The sequence below is a fragment of the Streptomyces sp. NBC_01537 genome (assembly GCF_045040445.1).
In the GTDB taxonomy this organism is placed as follows: Bacteria; Actinomycetota; Actinomycetes; order Streptomycetales; family Streptomycetaceae; genus Actinacidiphila.
The window spans coordinates 5,803,723-5,818,670 of sequence record NZ_CP109392.1 but is presented as its reverse complement, the minus strand read 5'-3'; the positions used below and the strand labels follow the sequence as shown (position 1 = coordinate 5,818,670).

Genomic DNA, 14,948 nt, shown 5'->3' with positions numbered 1-14,948 from the left:
TGGCCATCCGAAGTTCACCAACAGCATTCCCACTACGAGACAGAAATCTTCAGGACAGTCCCCATCCGGGGCGAGCGGTCTGGAGGCGTCCCCGACGCAAGAGGCGTGGTCCGGCCAGCTGTTACAGCCGGCCGGCGCGCCGCCGGGCCGTCAGCTGCCCGCGGTGGCGGCCTCCCGTGCGATGTCGGGGGTGCGGAACCAGCTGCCCTGGACGCGCTGCTGGATGAGCATGAGGACGGCGCCGAGGAGGAGGGACCCGATGCCGATGACGGTGACGCCGCCGGTGGCCCCGATGAGCGGGAGGTGGATGACGGTGTCGCCGTAGCCGGGGTCTGCGTAGACGTCGAAGGCCGCGTAACAGAAGAAGTACAGCAGCATGGCCCCGCCGAGGGCGGGCAGGATGACGGCCTGCCAGGCGAGCCGGCGGTTGTGGCGGACGGTCTTGCGGAAGTACCAGGCGCTGGCGAATCCGGTGAGGCCGTAGTAGAACGCGATGCTGAGGCCGACCGAGGCGATGGAGTCGGCGAGGACGTTTCCGCTGATCAGGGTGAGGCTCACGTAGAAGGCGATGGACGCCAGGCCCATGGCCACGGTGGACCAGGTGGGACTCAGGAAACGGGGGTGGATGCGGGCGAAGGCCGCCGGGATGGCCCGGTGGGCGGCCATCGACAGCGTGGTGCGGGCGGTGGGCAGGATGGTGGTCTGGGTCGAGGCCGCGGCGGAGGTGAGCACCATGAAAACCAGCAGTTTGCTGAGGACGCCGCCGATGCCGTGCGTGCCGAAGACAGCGTCGCCGAGGACGGACAGGACGTCGCCCGAGTTGTCGGGGTTGGCCAGGCCGATGCCCTTGCTTCCGATGCCGGCGTAGGTCTGCGCGGCCGTGGTGACCAGTGCGTAGATGGCCAGCAGCAGCACGGTGGAGATGACGGCCGCACGGCCGGGTGTGCGGGTGGCGTCCTCGGTCTCCTCGTTGACCGAGACCGCGGTGTCCCAGCCCCAGTAGATGAACACCGCCATCAGGATTCCGTTGGTGAACGTGGCGGGGGACGCGACGTCGAAGGGGTTGAACCAGGAGGCCGAGACGTGCAGGGCGCCGGCGGGCGGATGAGCGCTGTAGGCGTGCCAGAGCGCACCGCCTGACAGCAGCACCAGCATCACGACTTCGATGCCGAGCAACCAGCGCTGCAGGGCGGCCGACACCTCGATCCCGATGTAACAGATCGCTGTCATCACGGCGATCCAGATCACCCCGGCCACGGTGGTCCACACGGTGCTGTTCGCCAGACCGTCCAGGCCGAACAGCCCGAAGCCGTACGACCCGGAGATCTGGGCCAGGTTGGCCATGACGATGATGTCCGCCACCACGATGCCCCAGCCGCCCATCCACCCGGTTCTCGGGCCGAAGGCGCGCGCGGCCCACGCGAACGTGGTGCCGCAGTCGGGGTCGACGGCGTTCATCGACTTGTAGGCGTAGGCGATCAGCAGCATCGGAATGAACGCCAGGACGGTGACGACCGGCGCCTGCAGGCCCACCCCGGCGACGATCAGGCCCAGGGTGGCGGCCAGGCTGTAGGCGGGAGCCGTCGAGGCCAGCGCCATCGCCACCGATGAGACGAGGTTCAGGCTCGCGCCCTTGAGCCCCTTGGCGCCCGGCGTGGAACCGTGCGCTGCGGGCTGTGTGCCGAGGACGGGGGCGGGGACGGATGTGAGGTCCATGCGTGGATGACCTTTCACTTGACCGCGGTGCGGACAACACATACGCCTGGGAACGGTGCGGGCGCCCCCAGGGCTTTCGGACTACTGGTCGCGCTGACCCCAGGGAGAGCCGTACGCGGTCAGCAGGTCGAGGAACGGGACGGGCGGAAGCGCTTCCGGGCCGAGGACCCCGCTGCCCTTCCAGGCGCCGGTGGCGATCAGTTCGAGGGCGACGACGGGGTTGATCGCGGTCTGCCAGACCACCGCCTGGGAGCCGTACTCGCGCATCGACCACTGGTTGTCCACCACGTGGTAGAGGTAGACCTCGCGCGGTTCGCCGTCCTTGACGCCCTTGACCCAGGTCCCGGCGCAGGTCTTGCCGTGCATGCGATCGCCGAGCGTCGCCGGGTCGGGCAGGCAGGCCGCGACCACGTCCCGCGGGGAGACTTTCACCCGCCCGTCCGGCCCGGGAACCTCGACGGGGGCGGTGCGGTCCAGCCCGGTCTGGTGGAGCACCTTGAGGGTGTTGATGAACGCGTCCCCCAGCCCGTACTTGAAGGTGACCCGCCCGGCGCGCACCCAGCGCGGGATCAGCAGCACCTCTTCGTGCTCGACGTTCACGCACTCCACCGGGCCGATGCCGTCAGGGAAGTCGAACACCTCGGGCTCGCTGAACGGGGGAGTGGTGAACCAGCCGCGGCCCGCCTCGTAGACCACGGGCGGGTTCAGGCACTCCTCGATGGTGGTCCAGATGCTGAACGAGGGGGCGAAGTCGTAGCCGTCGACGGTCAGATTGGCGCCGTCGCGGACGCCGATCTCCTCGATCTCGTCGAAGAGCTCCTGCGCCGCGTACGCGGCGAACACGTCGGACAGGCCCGGCTCCACACCCATGCCCACCAACGCCAGCCGCCCGGACGCGCGCCAGGCCTCGCCGCGGGCGAACTGCTCATCCCCGAGCCGCAGCCCGCACTCCTCGTAGGGACGCTCCGGGTGGGGCCGCGACAGCGACATCGCCATGTCCAGATAGTGTGCCCGCGCCGCCAGCGCCGCCTCGAACAACGGCATCACGAACCGCGGATCAGTCGCGTTCAGCAGTACGTCGCAACCGTGCTCGGCCAGCAGCGCGGCCACTGCCGACGGGTCCGAGGCATCCACCCGCGCCGCCGTGAAGCGCGGGTCCCCGACAGCGGCCACGGCCGCCTCCGCGCGACCGAAGTCCCAGTCGGCGACCACCATCCGAACGAAGAACTCCCGCCTTGCCGCGATCTTGGTGATCGCGGTTCCCACGCCACCCGCACCTACCAGCAGAACACGCATCGTCGACTTCCTCGCTTGCCGAGCTTGTGATGTGCCGGTGACCGTAGCTGTGAGACCCTCCATAAGGTCAATACTGTTGGCATAAAGGAAGGACTGGAGGCCGGGACATGGCCAAGCAGATGATCGGGGACGCGCCACGCCGTCGTCGCAGCACCCGCGGCGGCACCGTCCTGTCCGCGGAACTCATCATCGAGACCGCGCTGCGGATGCTCGAACAGCACGGCCGCGAAGGCCTCAGCGCCCGTCGGCTGGCCGCGGCGCTCGGCGCCGACGCCAGCACGCTGTACCGCTACTTCCGCGGCATGGACGACCTCGCCCTCGCGATCGGAGACGCCCTCATCGCGGGCGCGCTGCGCGACTGGCGCCGCAGCGGCGACTGGAAGAGCGACCTGCGCGCATTCGGCCTGCGCATCTACTCCTCGTACCTGGCCCACCCCCAGGCGGCCGTGCTCACCGCCAGCCGCGTCAGTGGCCTCCCGAACGAGATCGCCGGTGACGAGATCATCCTCTCCATGCTGCTCGACGCGGGATTCCCCCGCCGCGACGCCGCCAGGATCTACCACGTATTCATCGACCAGTGCCTGGCGTTCGCCTGCCTCGACGCCGCGGGCCTGGCCCTGCCGGAGCCCGCGCTGCGCGCCGACGAAGCCATGTGGCAGACCACCTACGCCACCCTTCCCGCCAGCACGCACCCCGGCATCGCCGCCACCGCCCGCCATCTCGCCGCCCGCATGACCCGCAGCGCCTACCCGGACGCCCTCGACACGCTCCTGTACTGCGCGGCGACCGAACTCACCCGCCACAAAAGCCGCAGGTGAACTGCAGGTGAACCCCCAGTAAATGATCCGCATCCTCGGGGTCCGGCATTTGCCCGCTGCCGGTGGATCCGTCATAGTCCGAGGTCAACGTCCCCCTTGTCGCCATCAGGGAGCTCCGGTTGGGTCGTCCTGAACGCCCGTTGGATCCTGACGCGGGTCCGGTGCAGCGGTTCGCCCACGAATTGCGTCTGCTGCGCCGAGAGGCCGGCAATCTGTCGTACCGCGAGATGTCCCAGCGCACCGGCGTATCGGTGGCCACGCTGTCGCGGGCCGCAGCGGGAGACCGGCTGCCATCGGCTGAGGTGGTGCTGGCCTACGCTCGGGCATGCGACGCATGCCCGGACGAGTGGGAGCTGCGCTGGAAGGCAGCCGCCGAGGAGGCCGCCGGTGAGCAGGCGGCAGCCCGCGATGCCGCGTGCACCGCCGACGAGGACGCGAAGTCGCCCTACCGGGGGCTGGCGCGGTTCGAGCCGGACGACAGGGAGCTGTTCTTCGGGCGCGACCGCCCGGTGGCCGAGCTGCTTGACCTGGTGCGCGAGCACCGGTTCGCGGCCGTGTTCGGGGCCTCCGGCAGCGGCAAGTCCTCACTGCTGCGCGCCGGGCTGATCCCGGCCGTCCGGGAGACCGCGCGGGGCCTGGGACGTCCGGCCGCGCTGCGGATCCTCACTCCGGGAGAGCGCCCGGCGGCCACGTACGGCCATCTGCTGACGCCGCAGGATGGTGACCCGGACAGCTGGCTGATCATCGACCAGTTCGAGGAGGTCTTCACCCTCTGCCGCGACCGCGCCGAGCGCACCCGCTTCATCGACCTGCTGCTCACGGCCAAGGCCCCGGCGTCCCGGCTGCACGTGGTGATCGCGATGCGCGCCGACTTCTTCGGGCAGTGCGCCGAGCACCCGGAACTCGCCGACGCCCTGCGGCACTGCGGCCTTCTGGTGGGGCCGATGAGCCCGTCCGAGCTGCGCGAGGCGGTCACGGGGCCGGCCGCCGCAGCCGGGTTCGTGGTCGAACGTGAACTGACCGCACGCATCGTCGACGATGTCGTCGATGAGCCCGGCGGGCTGCCCATGCTCTCGCACGCGCTGCTGGAGACCTGGCGCCGCCGCCGCGGCCGCATCCTCACCCTCGCCGCGTACGAGGCGGCGGGCGGCGTCCACGGTGCGATCGCCGCCACTGCGGAACGGGCGTACGGCGCCCTGCCGCCCGCTCGGGTGCGCACCGCGCGCCGGCTGCTGCTGCGGCTGATAGCACCCGGCGAGGGGACACCGGACACCCGCCGCTCCGCCACCCGCGCGGAGCTGGACGAGTGGTCCGACCCCGAACTCCCGGTGGTCATCGAGCAGTTGGCTGCCGCCCGGCTGCTCGCGCTCGACGGCGACACCGTGGAACTCGCCCATGAGGCGCTCATCAGCTGCTGGCCGCGGCTGAGTCGCTGGATCGCGGAGGACCGCGTCAGGCTGTGCGAGCACCGCAGGCTGGGCGAGGCGGCCCGCGCCTGGCTGGAACTGGACCGCGATCCTGGAGCCCTGTACCGGGGCACCCGGCTGGACCGCGCCGCGGCACTCTTCGCACCGGGTGCGGAGCGCGGCGCGGAACACGGCGGGGGCCGCGGTGCGGGGCACGACGATCTCACCGCGACCGAGCGGGCCTTCCTCTCCGCCGCACTGCACACCCGTGACGACGAGCGACGCGCGGCCGCCCGTACCAGGCAGCGGATCCGGCGCCTGGCCGCCACGCTCTCCGCCCTGCTCACCGTCGCGCTGATGATTAGCCTGGTCGCCTGGCAGCAGCACCGGACCGAGCTGCGGGACAACCGCGACACCGCCGCCCGGCGGGTCGCCCAAGTGGCCGCCACGATGCGGACCACGGACCCGCGGACCGCCATGCTGCTGAGCCTGGCTGCCTGGCGGATCGCGCACCTGCCGGAGACGCGCGCGGCCCTGCTGGGCGCCCTGAACGAGACCGAGCAGGACGCCTTCACCGATCCCGGGCAGGGCAGCGAAGCCAATCGCTTCCTGATCGGCTCCGGCCGCGTCCTGCTGAGCGTCAATGGGCGGACGTGGCGCACCTGGAGCACCGTCACCCACCGGGCGATCGCCTCCGGGCGGCTCCCGGCGGGGACCTCGCTGGCCGTCGCGGCCAGCGCCGACGGCGGGGTCCTCGCGCTCGACGGCACCTGGGGCGTGCGGCTGTGGGACGTCTCCTCGGGGCGCTGGACCGGAGCCCCGCATGCGCTGTCGGATGCGTACACCGTCAGCTTCGACGCAGACCCGCGCAGCTACGTGGTGCGCAGCGCCGATGAGCCGCTGGTGCGGTTGCGCGCGGTCTCGGACGGCCGGCCGCTGTTCCGGGCTCGCGTGGACAGCCCGATGAACGTGGCCCGCACGGCGGACGGCCGCCTGGTGGTGGTCTGCCCCGTCAGCGGCCCGATCGAGGTCCGGGACACTGTCCACCACCGCGATCTGGCGGGCGGCTGGGCGAGCGCCGGTCAGAACCACTGCGCCGACGACAACTCGGAACTGGAACTGGACGCCGGCGGGCACTTGCTCGCTGCGGTCTCCATGACGGGCGTGCGTGTCTGGAACATCGCCTCGGGACGGCGGATCGCCGACATCCTCTTTCCGGGCACCACCTTCACAAGCTTCAGCAAGGACGGAAAATTCCTCGCCACCGCCGGATCCGGCATGGTCACGGTGTGGCGCCTGTCCGCGCCGGATGCTCCCGTCTTCGGCCACTCCCTCAACGACCAGCGGCTGTACGGCGGCCTCGCCTGGGACCCCGACGGCCAGGTGCTGCGGTACCTCGAAGGGGGCACGGTGCACGCCCTCGACCTGGGGGCGGCAGTCACCTCCGCGTGGCGTGGCAGGCCGCTGACTAATGTGCTGCTGAGCCCGGACGGTCGTACGCTCGCCACCGCGGAGCAGTCCGGCGGCGGCTACGTATTCCGGCTGCTGGACCCGGCGAGCGGCCGCCTGCTCCGCACGCTGCCCGCCGCGCCGCTCCCCGACCCCGCCGACGGCGGCGGGCCGATAAGGGTGGGATACGCCCTGCCGCTGATGGCCTTCGGCCCGGACGGCAAGGCCTTCGTGTACGGCGTCTCCGCCCCGGGCCGGGTCGCCTCGGCGCAGTCGCTGGCTCTCTGGGACGTCGGCCGGGGCCGCGTACGGACCACACTGGCCCTGGCACCGTCGTCGCCCGCCGCGGCGGTGGAGCGCATCGCCCTCGGCCCCGGCGGGCGGACGCTGGTGGCCGTCCGGCAGCAGACCGAGGGCTGGAACAGCGAGGTGCGGGACACCGCGAGCGGCCGCAGGACCGCCGTACTCGGCGACGTGAGCCCCACCGTGCTGGCCCTCCGGCCGGACGGCCGGCTGCTGGTCGGCGGCGACCGCCTCGCCCGCCTGCCCTCCGGGCCGGTCACGGCGCGGCAGTTGAGCCTGGGCGAGGCGATCGAGGCGGTCGCCTTCAGCGCCGACGGCTCCCGGGTCGCGGTCGGCGACGCGTCGGGGCGCGTCGCCCTGTGGGACGGCAGCTTCAGCCACCGGCTCGGCGTCCTGCCCAGCCTCTTCCCGGTCACCTCGCTGATCGGCCCCCCGCAAGCAGCCAGTGCCCTGGCCTTCAGCCCCGACGGCAGCACCCTCGCGGTCGCCGGCGACGGCGGTACGCTCCAACTCTGGGACACCGCCAGCCAGCAGCCCCTCGGCAGCGGTCTCACCACCCCCGGCGAGGCCATCGCGTCCCTCGCCTTCACCCCGAACGGCGCCGCCCTCGACGCCACCAGCCCGCATGTTCCACTCCAGCGCTACCCCGTCAACCCCGCATACGCGGCCACCCAGATCTGCGCCCGCACGGGAACGACGCTGTCCCCTGACCAGTGGCACACCTACATCCCCGAGGCCGCCTACCGCAGCGTGTGCCCAATGAACGGTGCGGCGCCACCCCCGCGGTGTGCGGCCGAACGCTGTGTCACAGGTCCGGGAAGCGGCAGAGGACGGCCGTTCAACCGCTCGGCCGGCGCGGGTTCGGAGGGGGTTCCGGGCCGGTCACGGTGACCATCGCCCGCCGCGAGGCGGCCGGGAACACCGGGCCCGAGCCGTACCCGTGTCCCACCGGTCAGCTTTTGACATCCCTGAGGAGGAGCCGCTGCCCGCCGGTCATGACCTCCTGACAGATCGCCGTCCCCGGGCTGCCGACGTCCCAGCGCGCACTCGCTGAAGTACCCCGCCCGGATGCCCGGCGAGGCGATGTCGATGCGGCCATGGCCGGGGCCGGTCGGGGAGTCCCAGGGGCCGGCTGCGAGCCTCGCGGCTCGACCCGGACCGCATGGGCCCGCAACGGACACAGCCGGGAGGCGATCCGGCGGCGCCGACATCGGTAACCCCGGGACCGTACCCGGGAAACAATTCCGACATTGAGCCAGAGTTCTTCGGATAATTGCCGCGTAAGGTTCCGTCGGGCAAACGACGGTTGCACAATCCCTCACAGGTAAGAAATAGACTCCGCCGGGGTCGACCAGAATTCAAGGAAGCACGGAGGCTGATCCGTGAAGAGGTTCGCGAGGATACGGCTGCGCGCCGTTATAATCCTCAGTAGTGCCGCCGCTCTGACGTCGACAACGCTCGGCGCGGGGCTGATCCAGGCGCCCCAGGCCCATGCTGACTCCTGGGGGTGCGGCGGGCTGATAAACAACAATTTCGCCTATTGCATCAACAGTGAGTCGCAGTACGGGCAGAAGATCGAGGACCCGTGGATCCCCACGGCCGCCAACCAGAAGTACATGGACCAGTCGAAGATCGTCCGGCGCTGCCTGACCAGCAGTGACGCGCATTGCAGCTCGGACTACAGCTCCAGCGGCGATGTCATGAAGTGGGAGATCGACAAGATCACCTGGGTCAACCCGCAGATGCACGACTACATCGACACGAACCAGGTGTCCACCTCGTCCAGCGCCTACGGCTGTACCGGCGGCACCAAGGGAGTCAACACCACCTTCGTTCCCGGTCACGGGACGACGTTCGAGTCCTTCGGCTTCCTGCCCGACATCGGCACCGACAGGGAGTACCACTCGAACTGGCTGAGCAAGGCCTTCAGCCTGAGTGCCGGCATCCTGGGTGACCTCACCTTCGGGTCCTCGACGCCGAGCAGCTGGACGCTCGGCGAATCGCAGTCCGTGACCGTCAAGCCGGGCTACAGGGGATGGCTGAACCTCAGCCCTGGCTTCGTCCAGATGAAGGGAGAAGCCATCCTCCACATGCAGTACCGCTGGAACGGCGGGAGCCGCACCTGGCACCACAAGGACCTGAGGGTCCGGGACACGACGCTCGTGGTGCCCCACACACTGTCCTTCAACGGCGCGAAGATCCAGTCGGCGACGGTTGCCTTCCGGTCCGCCTTGATCAACAGGACGGACTGGACGAAGTTGTGCTCCGGGCAGTCCCCGAGCCCCTGGCACCACGTGCAGGTCAAGGTCTACTCCAACACCAAGGGCATAAAGATCACGGACCACGCCACCGGCTACTCCCACTGCTTCAGCCTGCCCGCCACGAAGCGGCCGACCTGGCTCGACGCTTATGCGTCCGACTACAAATCCTCCGTGTTCCAGGGCGAAAACGTCGAGGTGGGCTGGTACGGCAGCTCCCTCTGCAGCTACCCCAATCAGAAGCCGAACCGCACCAGCTACAAGCACACGGCGCCGCTGATCGACGGGCTGACCAACTGGTGGATCAAGTGACGCCGGCCAATGAATCCACGGACAGGTGACTGTCCGGAATTCTGATCCCCAAAGTCGCAAAAGCCCGGAGAGTTGAAGCGGCAAAGGCACGCCCCCTGATGATGGAGGCGTGCCTTTGCCCGCTCACCGGCCCCAGCGGTCCCTGGACGCTTGAAGCAGGCATGGCACGTCACCTGGTGAAGGTGCCGTGCCATGCCGTGTCTGCAGCCGGAGGGCCGCAAGCCACGGCGAGCACCAGGCTTGGGTCCTGGTCGCGCACGGGGCGTCACGCCGATCGCGACGACGTGCCACAAGACCGCGCACCTCGGCCCGCACGGGGTTGGCCGCAGCCCGAGCCGCCTCCACTGCCTCCCGGCGGTACGGCTCCGTGTCGGCCGCGGGCCGGCGGTAGCGCTCGGGGGACCCCAGGATCGGACTCCACCCACGATGCCGGGTTGTTTCACCCCTTGAGCTGGGATTGTGCAACAACCTCACCCCCGCGAAAGTCCGCTGTGTGCCCGGCCACATCCCCCCACGGGTGATGCAGGCGGACGGACGCCGGAAGCTCGGCAGCCGCCCGCAACCGACCAGCCGACGTTCATCCGGCGTGCACCCGCCGAGGTTAGGAACGACATGACCACTCAAACCCTGCGACAGCCCACACCGGTCCCCGCCCGCACAGGCGGTAGGCCGGGGCAGGAAGCCGCTGCGCCGGCGCAGGCCTGGGCCGCTCTCGGGATCAGGGCGAGGGACTGCGCCGGCTCCGCGCTGGCCGCGGTGCTCGGGCGGCGCTTCGGATCGGCCACGCAGCTGCGGCTGAGCGGCGGCGGCGGTCAGCTGCTGGCGCCCGCCCCGGACCGGCAGCAGGCCCTGCAGCTGGCCGGTCAGGTCCGGGAGGACCTCGGCGACGGAGTGTGGATCTCGGTGGCCTGGCGGCCGTACGAGGAGCTGGGGAGCGGCGTATACGAGGCGGCGAACGTCCTTGCGGTGGTGTGTGCGCTGAACCGCCGGCCCGGGGTCTACCAGCTCGGCGACGTGGCTGTGGAGTGCGCGGTGGCGAGCAGCCCGGCGGTGTCCCGGTGCCTTGCGGTGCTGATCGAGCCGGTCGTCACCAGGCCGGAGCTGCTGGCGACGCTGAAGGCGCTCATCTCGGCGGACGGCAACCGGGCCCGGGCCGCGTCGGAACTCCTCATCCACCGCAGCACCATCGACTACCGGCTGCAGCGGATCGAGCAGCTGACCGGCCACTCGCCGACCTCGGTAAGCGGGATGCGGACGCTGTGTACGGCGCTCGCGGCCCGTGCTCTGCTGCGGCTTCAGGGAACCTCGCCTCAGCAGAGCTGACCGGCCCGGCGCGCCCGGGGCGGACCGGAGCGGGAAGCCGTCGCGTTCCTCCTCCCAGGTGCCCACGGGACCACCCCACCCACCACTCCGCCGCGCGTCTAGGGATACCGCACCTTCGGAACCCACTCGGGCTACGTCGGCCGCCCACGGCACACCACCCAGGTCTCGGTCGCCGTCTGCGCTCGCTTCCCCGCCATGGACTCCCCAACTGCAGACAGACAGAAAGTGCGCCCCCCATGAGATACACGGGTGGGTTGGAGCCTCACCCAGGGGCATTCACGGCACGGATGCACTCGTGCCGTTCTCTGGTGCCGAGCGGCAGGGCCGACCCACACATCCCGTGATCGGCATCCACCGTCCACGACCCCCAAGGCAAAGAAGCGAGAGACGAGTGACCAACACAATCAAGCGCTATGTGACGGCCTGCTCAGCGCCACCACGCTGGCCGCCGGCGTGGTCGCCACCGCCCCCGCGGCCAGCGCCAACCCGTCGTCCGGTGTCAACATCCGCGGCAAGGAGCCCTTCAACACCGACACCTTCATGTCCAAGATGTGCGGCGACATGAGCGGCGCCGACAAGTCCTTCGTGTTCAACATCAACACCGGTCAGATCGTCAACACCAAGACGGCGTACGGGAAGGCGCCGTACTACCATCTCGCCGCTGGCGAGTCCCGCTACCCGACCAGCACCGCACCGCACGGCTCCCACTGGGCGCTCACGAACGGCTGGGAGATGGTGAGCGGCAACTGTGAGTTCCCGCAGTCCTCCACCTGGACCTGGTACGACAAGGAGCGCAGGATCTCCAACGACTCGGTGACCAACTGCGGGGGCGGCGGGGGCGGTCTGTCGGTCAACGAGTCCTACGCGACCACCCGCGGCGCCTCCGTGTCGATCGGCGTCAACACGAAGCTCTCCTACAAACTCACGGACCAGCTCTCCGCCGAGATCGGGTTCAGCGCCAGCTACTCCTGGTCCTGGTCCAAGACCCACACGCTGGGCCGCACGGTCACCGTCAATCCCCCGCGCGGCCGGCAGGGCTATATCGACGCCCGCCCACTGAAGCGAACCGTCCGGATCAACCCGGTGTTCCACGTCCAGTTCTACACGTGGAGCGACGGCCAGTCCGAGGACGGCACCACAGTCCACAGCTGGCGCGGACGCGGCTACGACCGCATCTGGTCCTACGGCTACTACGTCGACACCTACGCGGACGTCCTCAACACTGACGGCACCCCCGCCATGGACTTCGTCCTGCGCGACAAGGCCGGCAGCTGCTGACAACGGCCTTCCGCGGGTCACCGGGCCGACGACGCCCGGTGACCCGCGTCCCGCCATCAATGGCGTGGGCAGCCAGGGGTCCAGCATCCACAGGAGAAGGCGGCTTCGGCACCGCTACGTCAGACTGGCTTTCATGCCCGCGCTGTGGGCTGGGGGCGACGGCGAGGACGGCGAGTATGGCGTGGCACGAGCCCGCGGTCATGACGGCGCGTGGCCCGTGCCGGTCCGAGATCCGCCCGACGGGGATACCCACGGCGGCGGAGACCAGCAGCGCGGCGGAGAAGTCGGCGGCGGTGGCCGGCATGGAGAAGCCGGTGTCGGCGGCGATGCGAGGGGCAAGCACCGGGAAGACGTAGTAGAGGATCCCCCCAGCTGGTGATTCCACCGTGGACGGCCATGCGCTCGCGCATTCCGGCCGGCCCGTGATGCCGCCCGTGGGCCAGCTGATCGCGCTCCCGTTCCGCCCGCGGCTCGGGTCTGTACGGTCTTCCGGTGTAACTCCCGTCTCCCGTTTGCATGTGGCGTTGAAGGACTCGGCGAGCGCGTTGACAGTCATACGAGTCCGCGACGGAGCCGACCGAGGCAGCGGCGCCTACGTCGGTCAGCCGTTCGTTGTAGCGGATCGACAGATATCGACTGCCCCTGTCGCTGTGATGAATCAGGCCGGAGCCCTTCTTGATGCCACGCCGCCACAGCGCCATCTCCAGGGCGTCCAGCGGGAGATCGGTGCGCATATGGGTGGCAGGCTGCCAGCCGACGATCATCCGTGAGTACACGGCGAGGACGAAGGCGACATAGACCCAGCCGGACCAGGTCCGTATAGCAGGTCAGGTCGGCGGCCCACAGCTGGTTGGGCCGGCTCGCGGTGAAGCGCCGATTGACCAGGTCCGGCGGGCGCGGGGCCGTCGGCTCGGGAACCGTGGTGCGGCGTCGCTGCCCGCGGATCACGCCCTCCAAGCGGTCCTCTCGCATCAGCCGCTCGACCGTGCAGCGGGCCGTGACCACGCCCTCGCGCCGCAACTGGCGGTGGATCCGGCGGGCCCCGTAGGTCTCACCGGAGGTCACATGGATGGCGCGGATCTGCTCGATCAGCTGCTCGTCCCGCAGGCGCCGGGCGGACTTCGGCCGCCCGCGGCGGGCGTAGTGCGCCGAGATCGACAGGTTCAGTTCCCGGCAGACGGGCTCGACCCCGAAGTCGTCGCGGAGGTGGTTGATCACCGCGTCGGCCTCGTGCGGGGCTGGTCGAGCTCCTTGGCGAAAACGCCGACGCGGCCTTGAGGATCTCATTGGCTCGCCGCAACTCGGCGTTCTCTTTGCGGAGTTGAGCGATTTCACTCTTCTCTGCGGTGGTCAGCAGATCGGGCCGCTCACCCTGGTCGGACTCGGCCTGGCGGACCCATTGCCGCAGGGCTTCCTTGTGGATGCCCAGGTCCCGGGCGACATGCGAGACCGGGCGACCCGAGGCCCTCACCTCGCGGACGGCTCGCTCGCGCAACTCGTCGGGATACTTCCGTGGTGCAGGCATCGGACCTGTGTTCTCCCATCTGCCGAGGCGATCATGCCTGGCTTCAGGGCCTCCACAAAATCCAGTTCAGCTCAGGGCGCGTCGCGTCGAGGGAACTGTCGATGACCTCGCGAAGCTCCTCCACGTCCCAGTAAGCGCTCAGACAGTGGAAGTTGAAGGCCTGAGGAGTTCGTCAGGTCGTACGTACAAGGCGGTGCGCTCCACGGTCGGCGTCCACGCTTCGGCCACGAAGACCCGGTCGTTCCCATAGGCGTCGAGGACCTTCCGCCAGCCTCGGGAGATCTTGTGCACTCCGTCCTGGTCGAAGAACGGCATGGTGTCGTTGCCAAGCAGCTTCAGCTGGTACTCCGGCGCCGGGATGCCGCCGCACACGAGCACGCCGCGGTACAGGTCGATGGACCCCTCCCAGGGAGCGATCGCCGCGAGCTGAGGGCCGCAGGACGGCTACGCGCCACTCAAAGAGGATGCCGACCAGCACTGCGCACCAGTTAGACATGGGACCGGAGACCCTTTAGACTATTCGTCCATAACTAGAGACTTAATCTAACTCACTGACGGGAAGGGGTTGCGTGGACGGCGTCATGGACAGTGCGGACAAGAACGGGCACGTGGGACTGGCTGCAACCGCCTCTGCCGAGGCGGACGAGCATCTCGTCGGGGAGGCCGAGAAGATCGCTGTCGCGCTGGGGCGCATGTTCCCGGGCCTGTGCGAGGTGGTTCTGCATGACCTGCGGGATCCGCAGCATGCGATCCGGGCGATCGAGAACAATCTCTCCGGCCGCAAGGTCGGGGACTCCGTCACGGAGCTGGGCCTGGCCCGCGTCGAGGATCCCGACTATCCGAGCGTCATCCAGAACTACCCCAACCAGTTTCCCGATGGCCGCCCGGTCAAGAGCACGTCCATCGGCATCAAGAACGCCGCAGGCGAATACGTCGCGGCCCTCTGTCTGAACCTTGATCTGTCCGTCATGTCACCCATGACACTCGTGTTGTCGAACCTGGTGGCCACGGACACCGAACACCACGACCAGCCGCTGGAGACGCTCCGGGACCGCAACGCGCGCGAGCTGCGTCAGGTGGTGGAGGCACTGGCCGCGGAGCGCGCAGCCACCCCCCGCTCACTGAGCCGGAAGGACAAGAAGGCGCTGGTGCGGCAGCTCCACCAAGACGGCTACTTCGCCTCACGCGACGCCGCGCAGACCATCGCGGATCTACTCGGCGTGTCCCGGGCGACCGTCTACAACTACAGCAAGTGAAGGGCCCC

General features: G+C 69.7%; 10 protein-coding genes and 3 pseudogenes. 7 read left to right on the top strand and 6 right to left on the bottom strand.

Features of this window, described 5'->3' with window-relative positions; all coding sequences use genetic code 11:
- Nucleotides 1-150 precede the first annotated feature (150 nt).
- Both OG607_RS26835 and OG607_RS26830 read right to left on the bottom strand, forming a co-directional pair.
- On the bottom strand, nt 151-1,716 hold the full coding sequence (locus OG607_RS26835) for an APC family permease (RefSeq protein ID WP_405728541.1): 1,566 nt from the start codon (nt 1,714-1,716) through the stop codon (nt 151-153).
- A gap of 81 nt (nt 1,717-1,797) precedes the next feature.
- Nucleotides 1,798-3,012 carry a saccharopine dehydrogenase family protein gene (locus OG607_RS26830; RefSeq protein ID WP_405728539.1) on the bottom strand — a complete coding sequence of 405 codons (1,215 nt, stop codon included), beginning with the start codon at nt 3,010-3,012 and terminating at the stop codon, nt 1,798-1,800.
- A gap of 107 nt (nt 3,013-3,119) precedes the next feature.
- Between OG607_RS26830 and OG607_RS26825 the strand changes: the two genes are divergently transcribed.
- From OG607_RS26825 to OG607_RS26800, 6 genes are all read left to right on the top strand, one after another.
- Nucleotides 3,120-3,830 carry a TetR/AcrR family transcriptional regulator gene (locus OG607_RS26825; RefSeq protein ID WP_405728536.1) on the top strand — a complete coding sequence of 237 codons (711 nt, stop codon included), beginning with the start codon at nt 3,120-3,122 and terminating at the stop codon, nt 3,828-3,830.
- A gap of 140 nt (nt 3,831-3,970) precedes the next feature.
- A complete protein-coding gene (locus OG607_RS26820) occupies nt 3,971-7,879 on the top strand; it encodes a helix-turn-helix domain-containing protein (RefSeq protein WP_405728533.1) in 3,909 nt (1,302 codons plus the stop codon).
- A 491-nt stretch (nt 7,880-8,370) separates the two neighbouring features.
- A complete protein-coding gene (locus OG607_RS26815) occupies nt 8,371-9,558 on the top strand; it encodes a hypothetical protein (protein ID WP_405728530.1) in 1,188 nt (395 codons plus the stop codon).
- Between the two features lie 612 nt (nt 9,559-10,170).
- Complete coding sequence (locus OG607_RS26810; protein WP_405728527.1) at nt 10,171-10,881, top strand: PucR family transcriptional regulator; 711 nt, start codon at nt 10,171-10,173, stop codon at nt 10,879-10,881.
- Between the two features lie 453 nt (nt 10,882-11,334).
- Nucleotides 11,335-12,159: a hypothetical protein gene (locus OG607_RS26805; RefSeq protein ID WP_405728524.1), complete on the top strand. Its 825-nt coding sequence runs from the start codon at nt 11,335-11,337 to the stop codon at nt 12,157-12,159.
- A 176-nt stretch (nt 12,160-12,335) separates the two neighbouring features.
- On the top strand, nt 12,336-12,515 hold the full coding sequence (locus OG607_RS26800) for a hypothetical protein (protein ID WP_405728521.1): 180 nt from the start codon (nt 12,336-12,338) through the stop codon (nt 12,513-12,515).
- A gap of 222 nt (nt 12,516-12,737) precedes the next feature.
- On the opposite strand, the pseudogene OG607_RS26795 reads toward OG607_RS26800, so the two are convergent.
- The 4 genes and pseudogenes from OG607_RS26795 to OG607_RS26780 form a co-directional block, all read right to left on the bottom strand.
- Nucleotides 12,738-12,980: pseudogene (locus OG607_RS26795) on the bottom strand (DDE-type integrase/transposase/recombinase); the annotation flags it as partial.
- Nucleotides 12,981-13,101: 121 nt separating this feature from the next.
- Nucleotides 13,102-13,251: pseudogene (locus OG607_RS26790) on the bottom strand (IS3 family transposase); the annotation flags it as partial.
- On the bottom strand, nt 13,211-13,684 hold the full coding sequence (locus tag OG607_RS26785) for a transposase (protein ID WP_405728518.1): 474 nt from the start codon (nt 13,682-13,684) through the stop codon (nt 13,211-13,213). The pseudogene OG607_RS26790 and the gene OG607_RS26785, both read right to left, overlap by 41 nt.
- Before the next feature lie 55 nt (nt 13,685-13,739).
- A pseudogene (locus OG607_RS26780) lies at nt 13,740-14,080 on the bottom strand (alpha-glucosidase); the annotation flags it as partial.
- 185 nt (nt 14,081-14,265) lie between these two features.
- Here OG607_RS26780 and OG607_RS26775 point away from each other — a divergent pair.
- Entirely contained in the window at nt 14,266-14,940 is a 675-nt protein-coding gene (locus OG607_RS26775; RefSeq protein ID WP_405737071.1) for a transcriptional regulator, read from the top strand.
- Nucleotides 14,941-14,948 lie beyond the last annotated feature (8 nt).

Excerpts from the sequence above, each read along its gene's own strand:
- OG607_RS26835 (WP_405728541.1), bottom strand. The coding sequence starts at position 1,716 with ATGGACCTCACATCCGTCCCCGCCCCCGTCCTCGGCACACAGCCCGCA.
- OG607_RS26830 (WP_405728539.1), bottom strand. The coding sequence starts at position 3,012 with ATGCGTGTTCTGCTGGTAGGTGCGGGTGGCGTGGGAACCGCGATCACC.
- OG607_RS26825 (WP_405728536.1), top strand. The coding sequence starts at position 3,120 with ATGGCCAAGCAGATGATCGGGGACGCGCCACGCCGTCGTCGCAGCACC.
- OG607_RS26810 (WP_405728527.1), top strand. The coding sequence starts at position 10,171 with ATGACCACTCAAACCCTGCGACAGCCCACACCGGTCCCCGCCCGCACA.
- OG607_RS26800 (WP_405728521.1), top strand. The coding sequence starts at position 12,336 with ATGGCGTGGCACGAGCCCGCGGTCATGACGGCGCGTGGCCCGTGCCGG.
- OG607_RS26785 (WP_405728518.1), bottom strand. The coding sequence starts at position 13,684 with ATGCCTGCACCACGGAAGTATCCCGACGAGTTGCGCGAGCGAGCCGTC.
- OG607_RS26775 (WP_405737071.1), top strand. The coding sequence starts at position 14,266 with ATGGACAGTGCGGACAAGAACGGGCACGTGGGACTGGCTGCAACCGCC.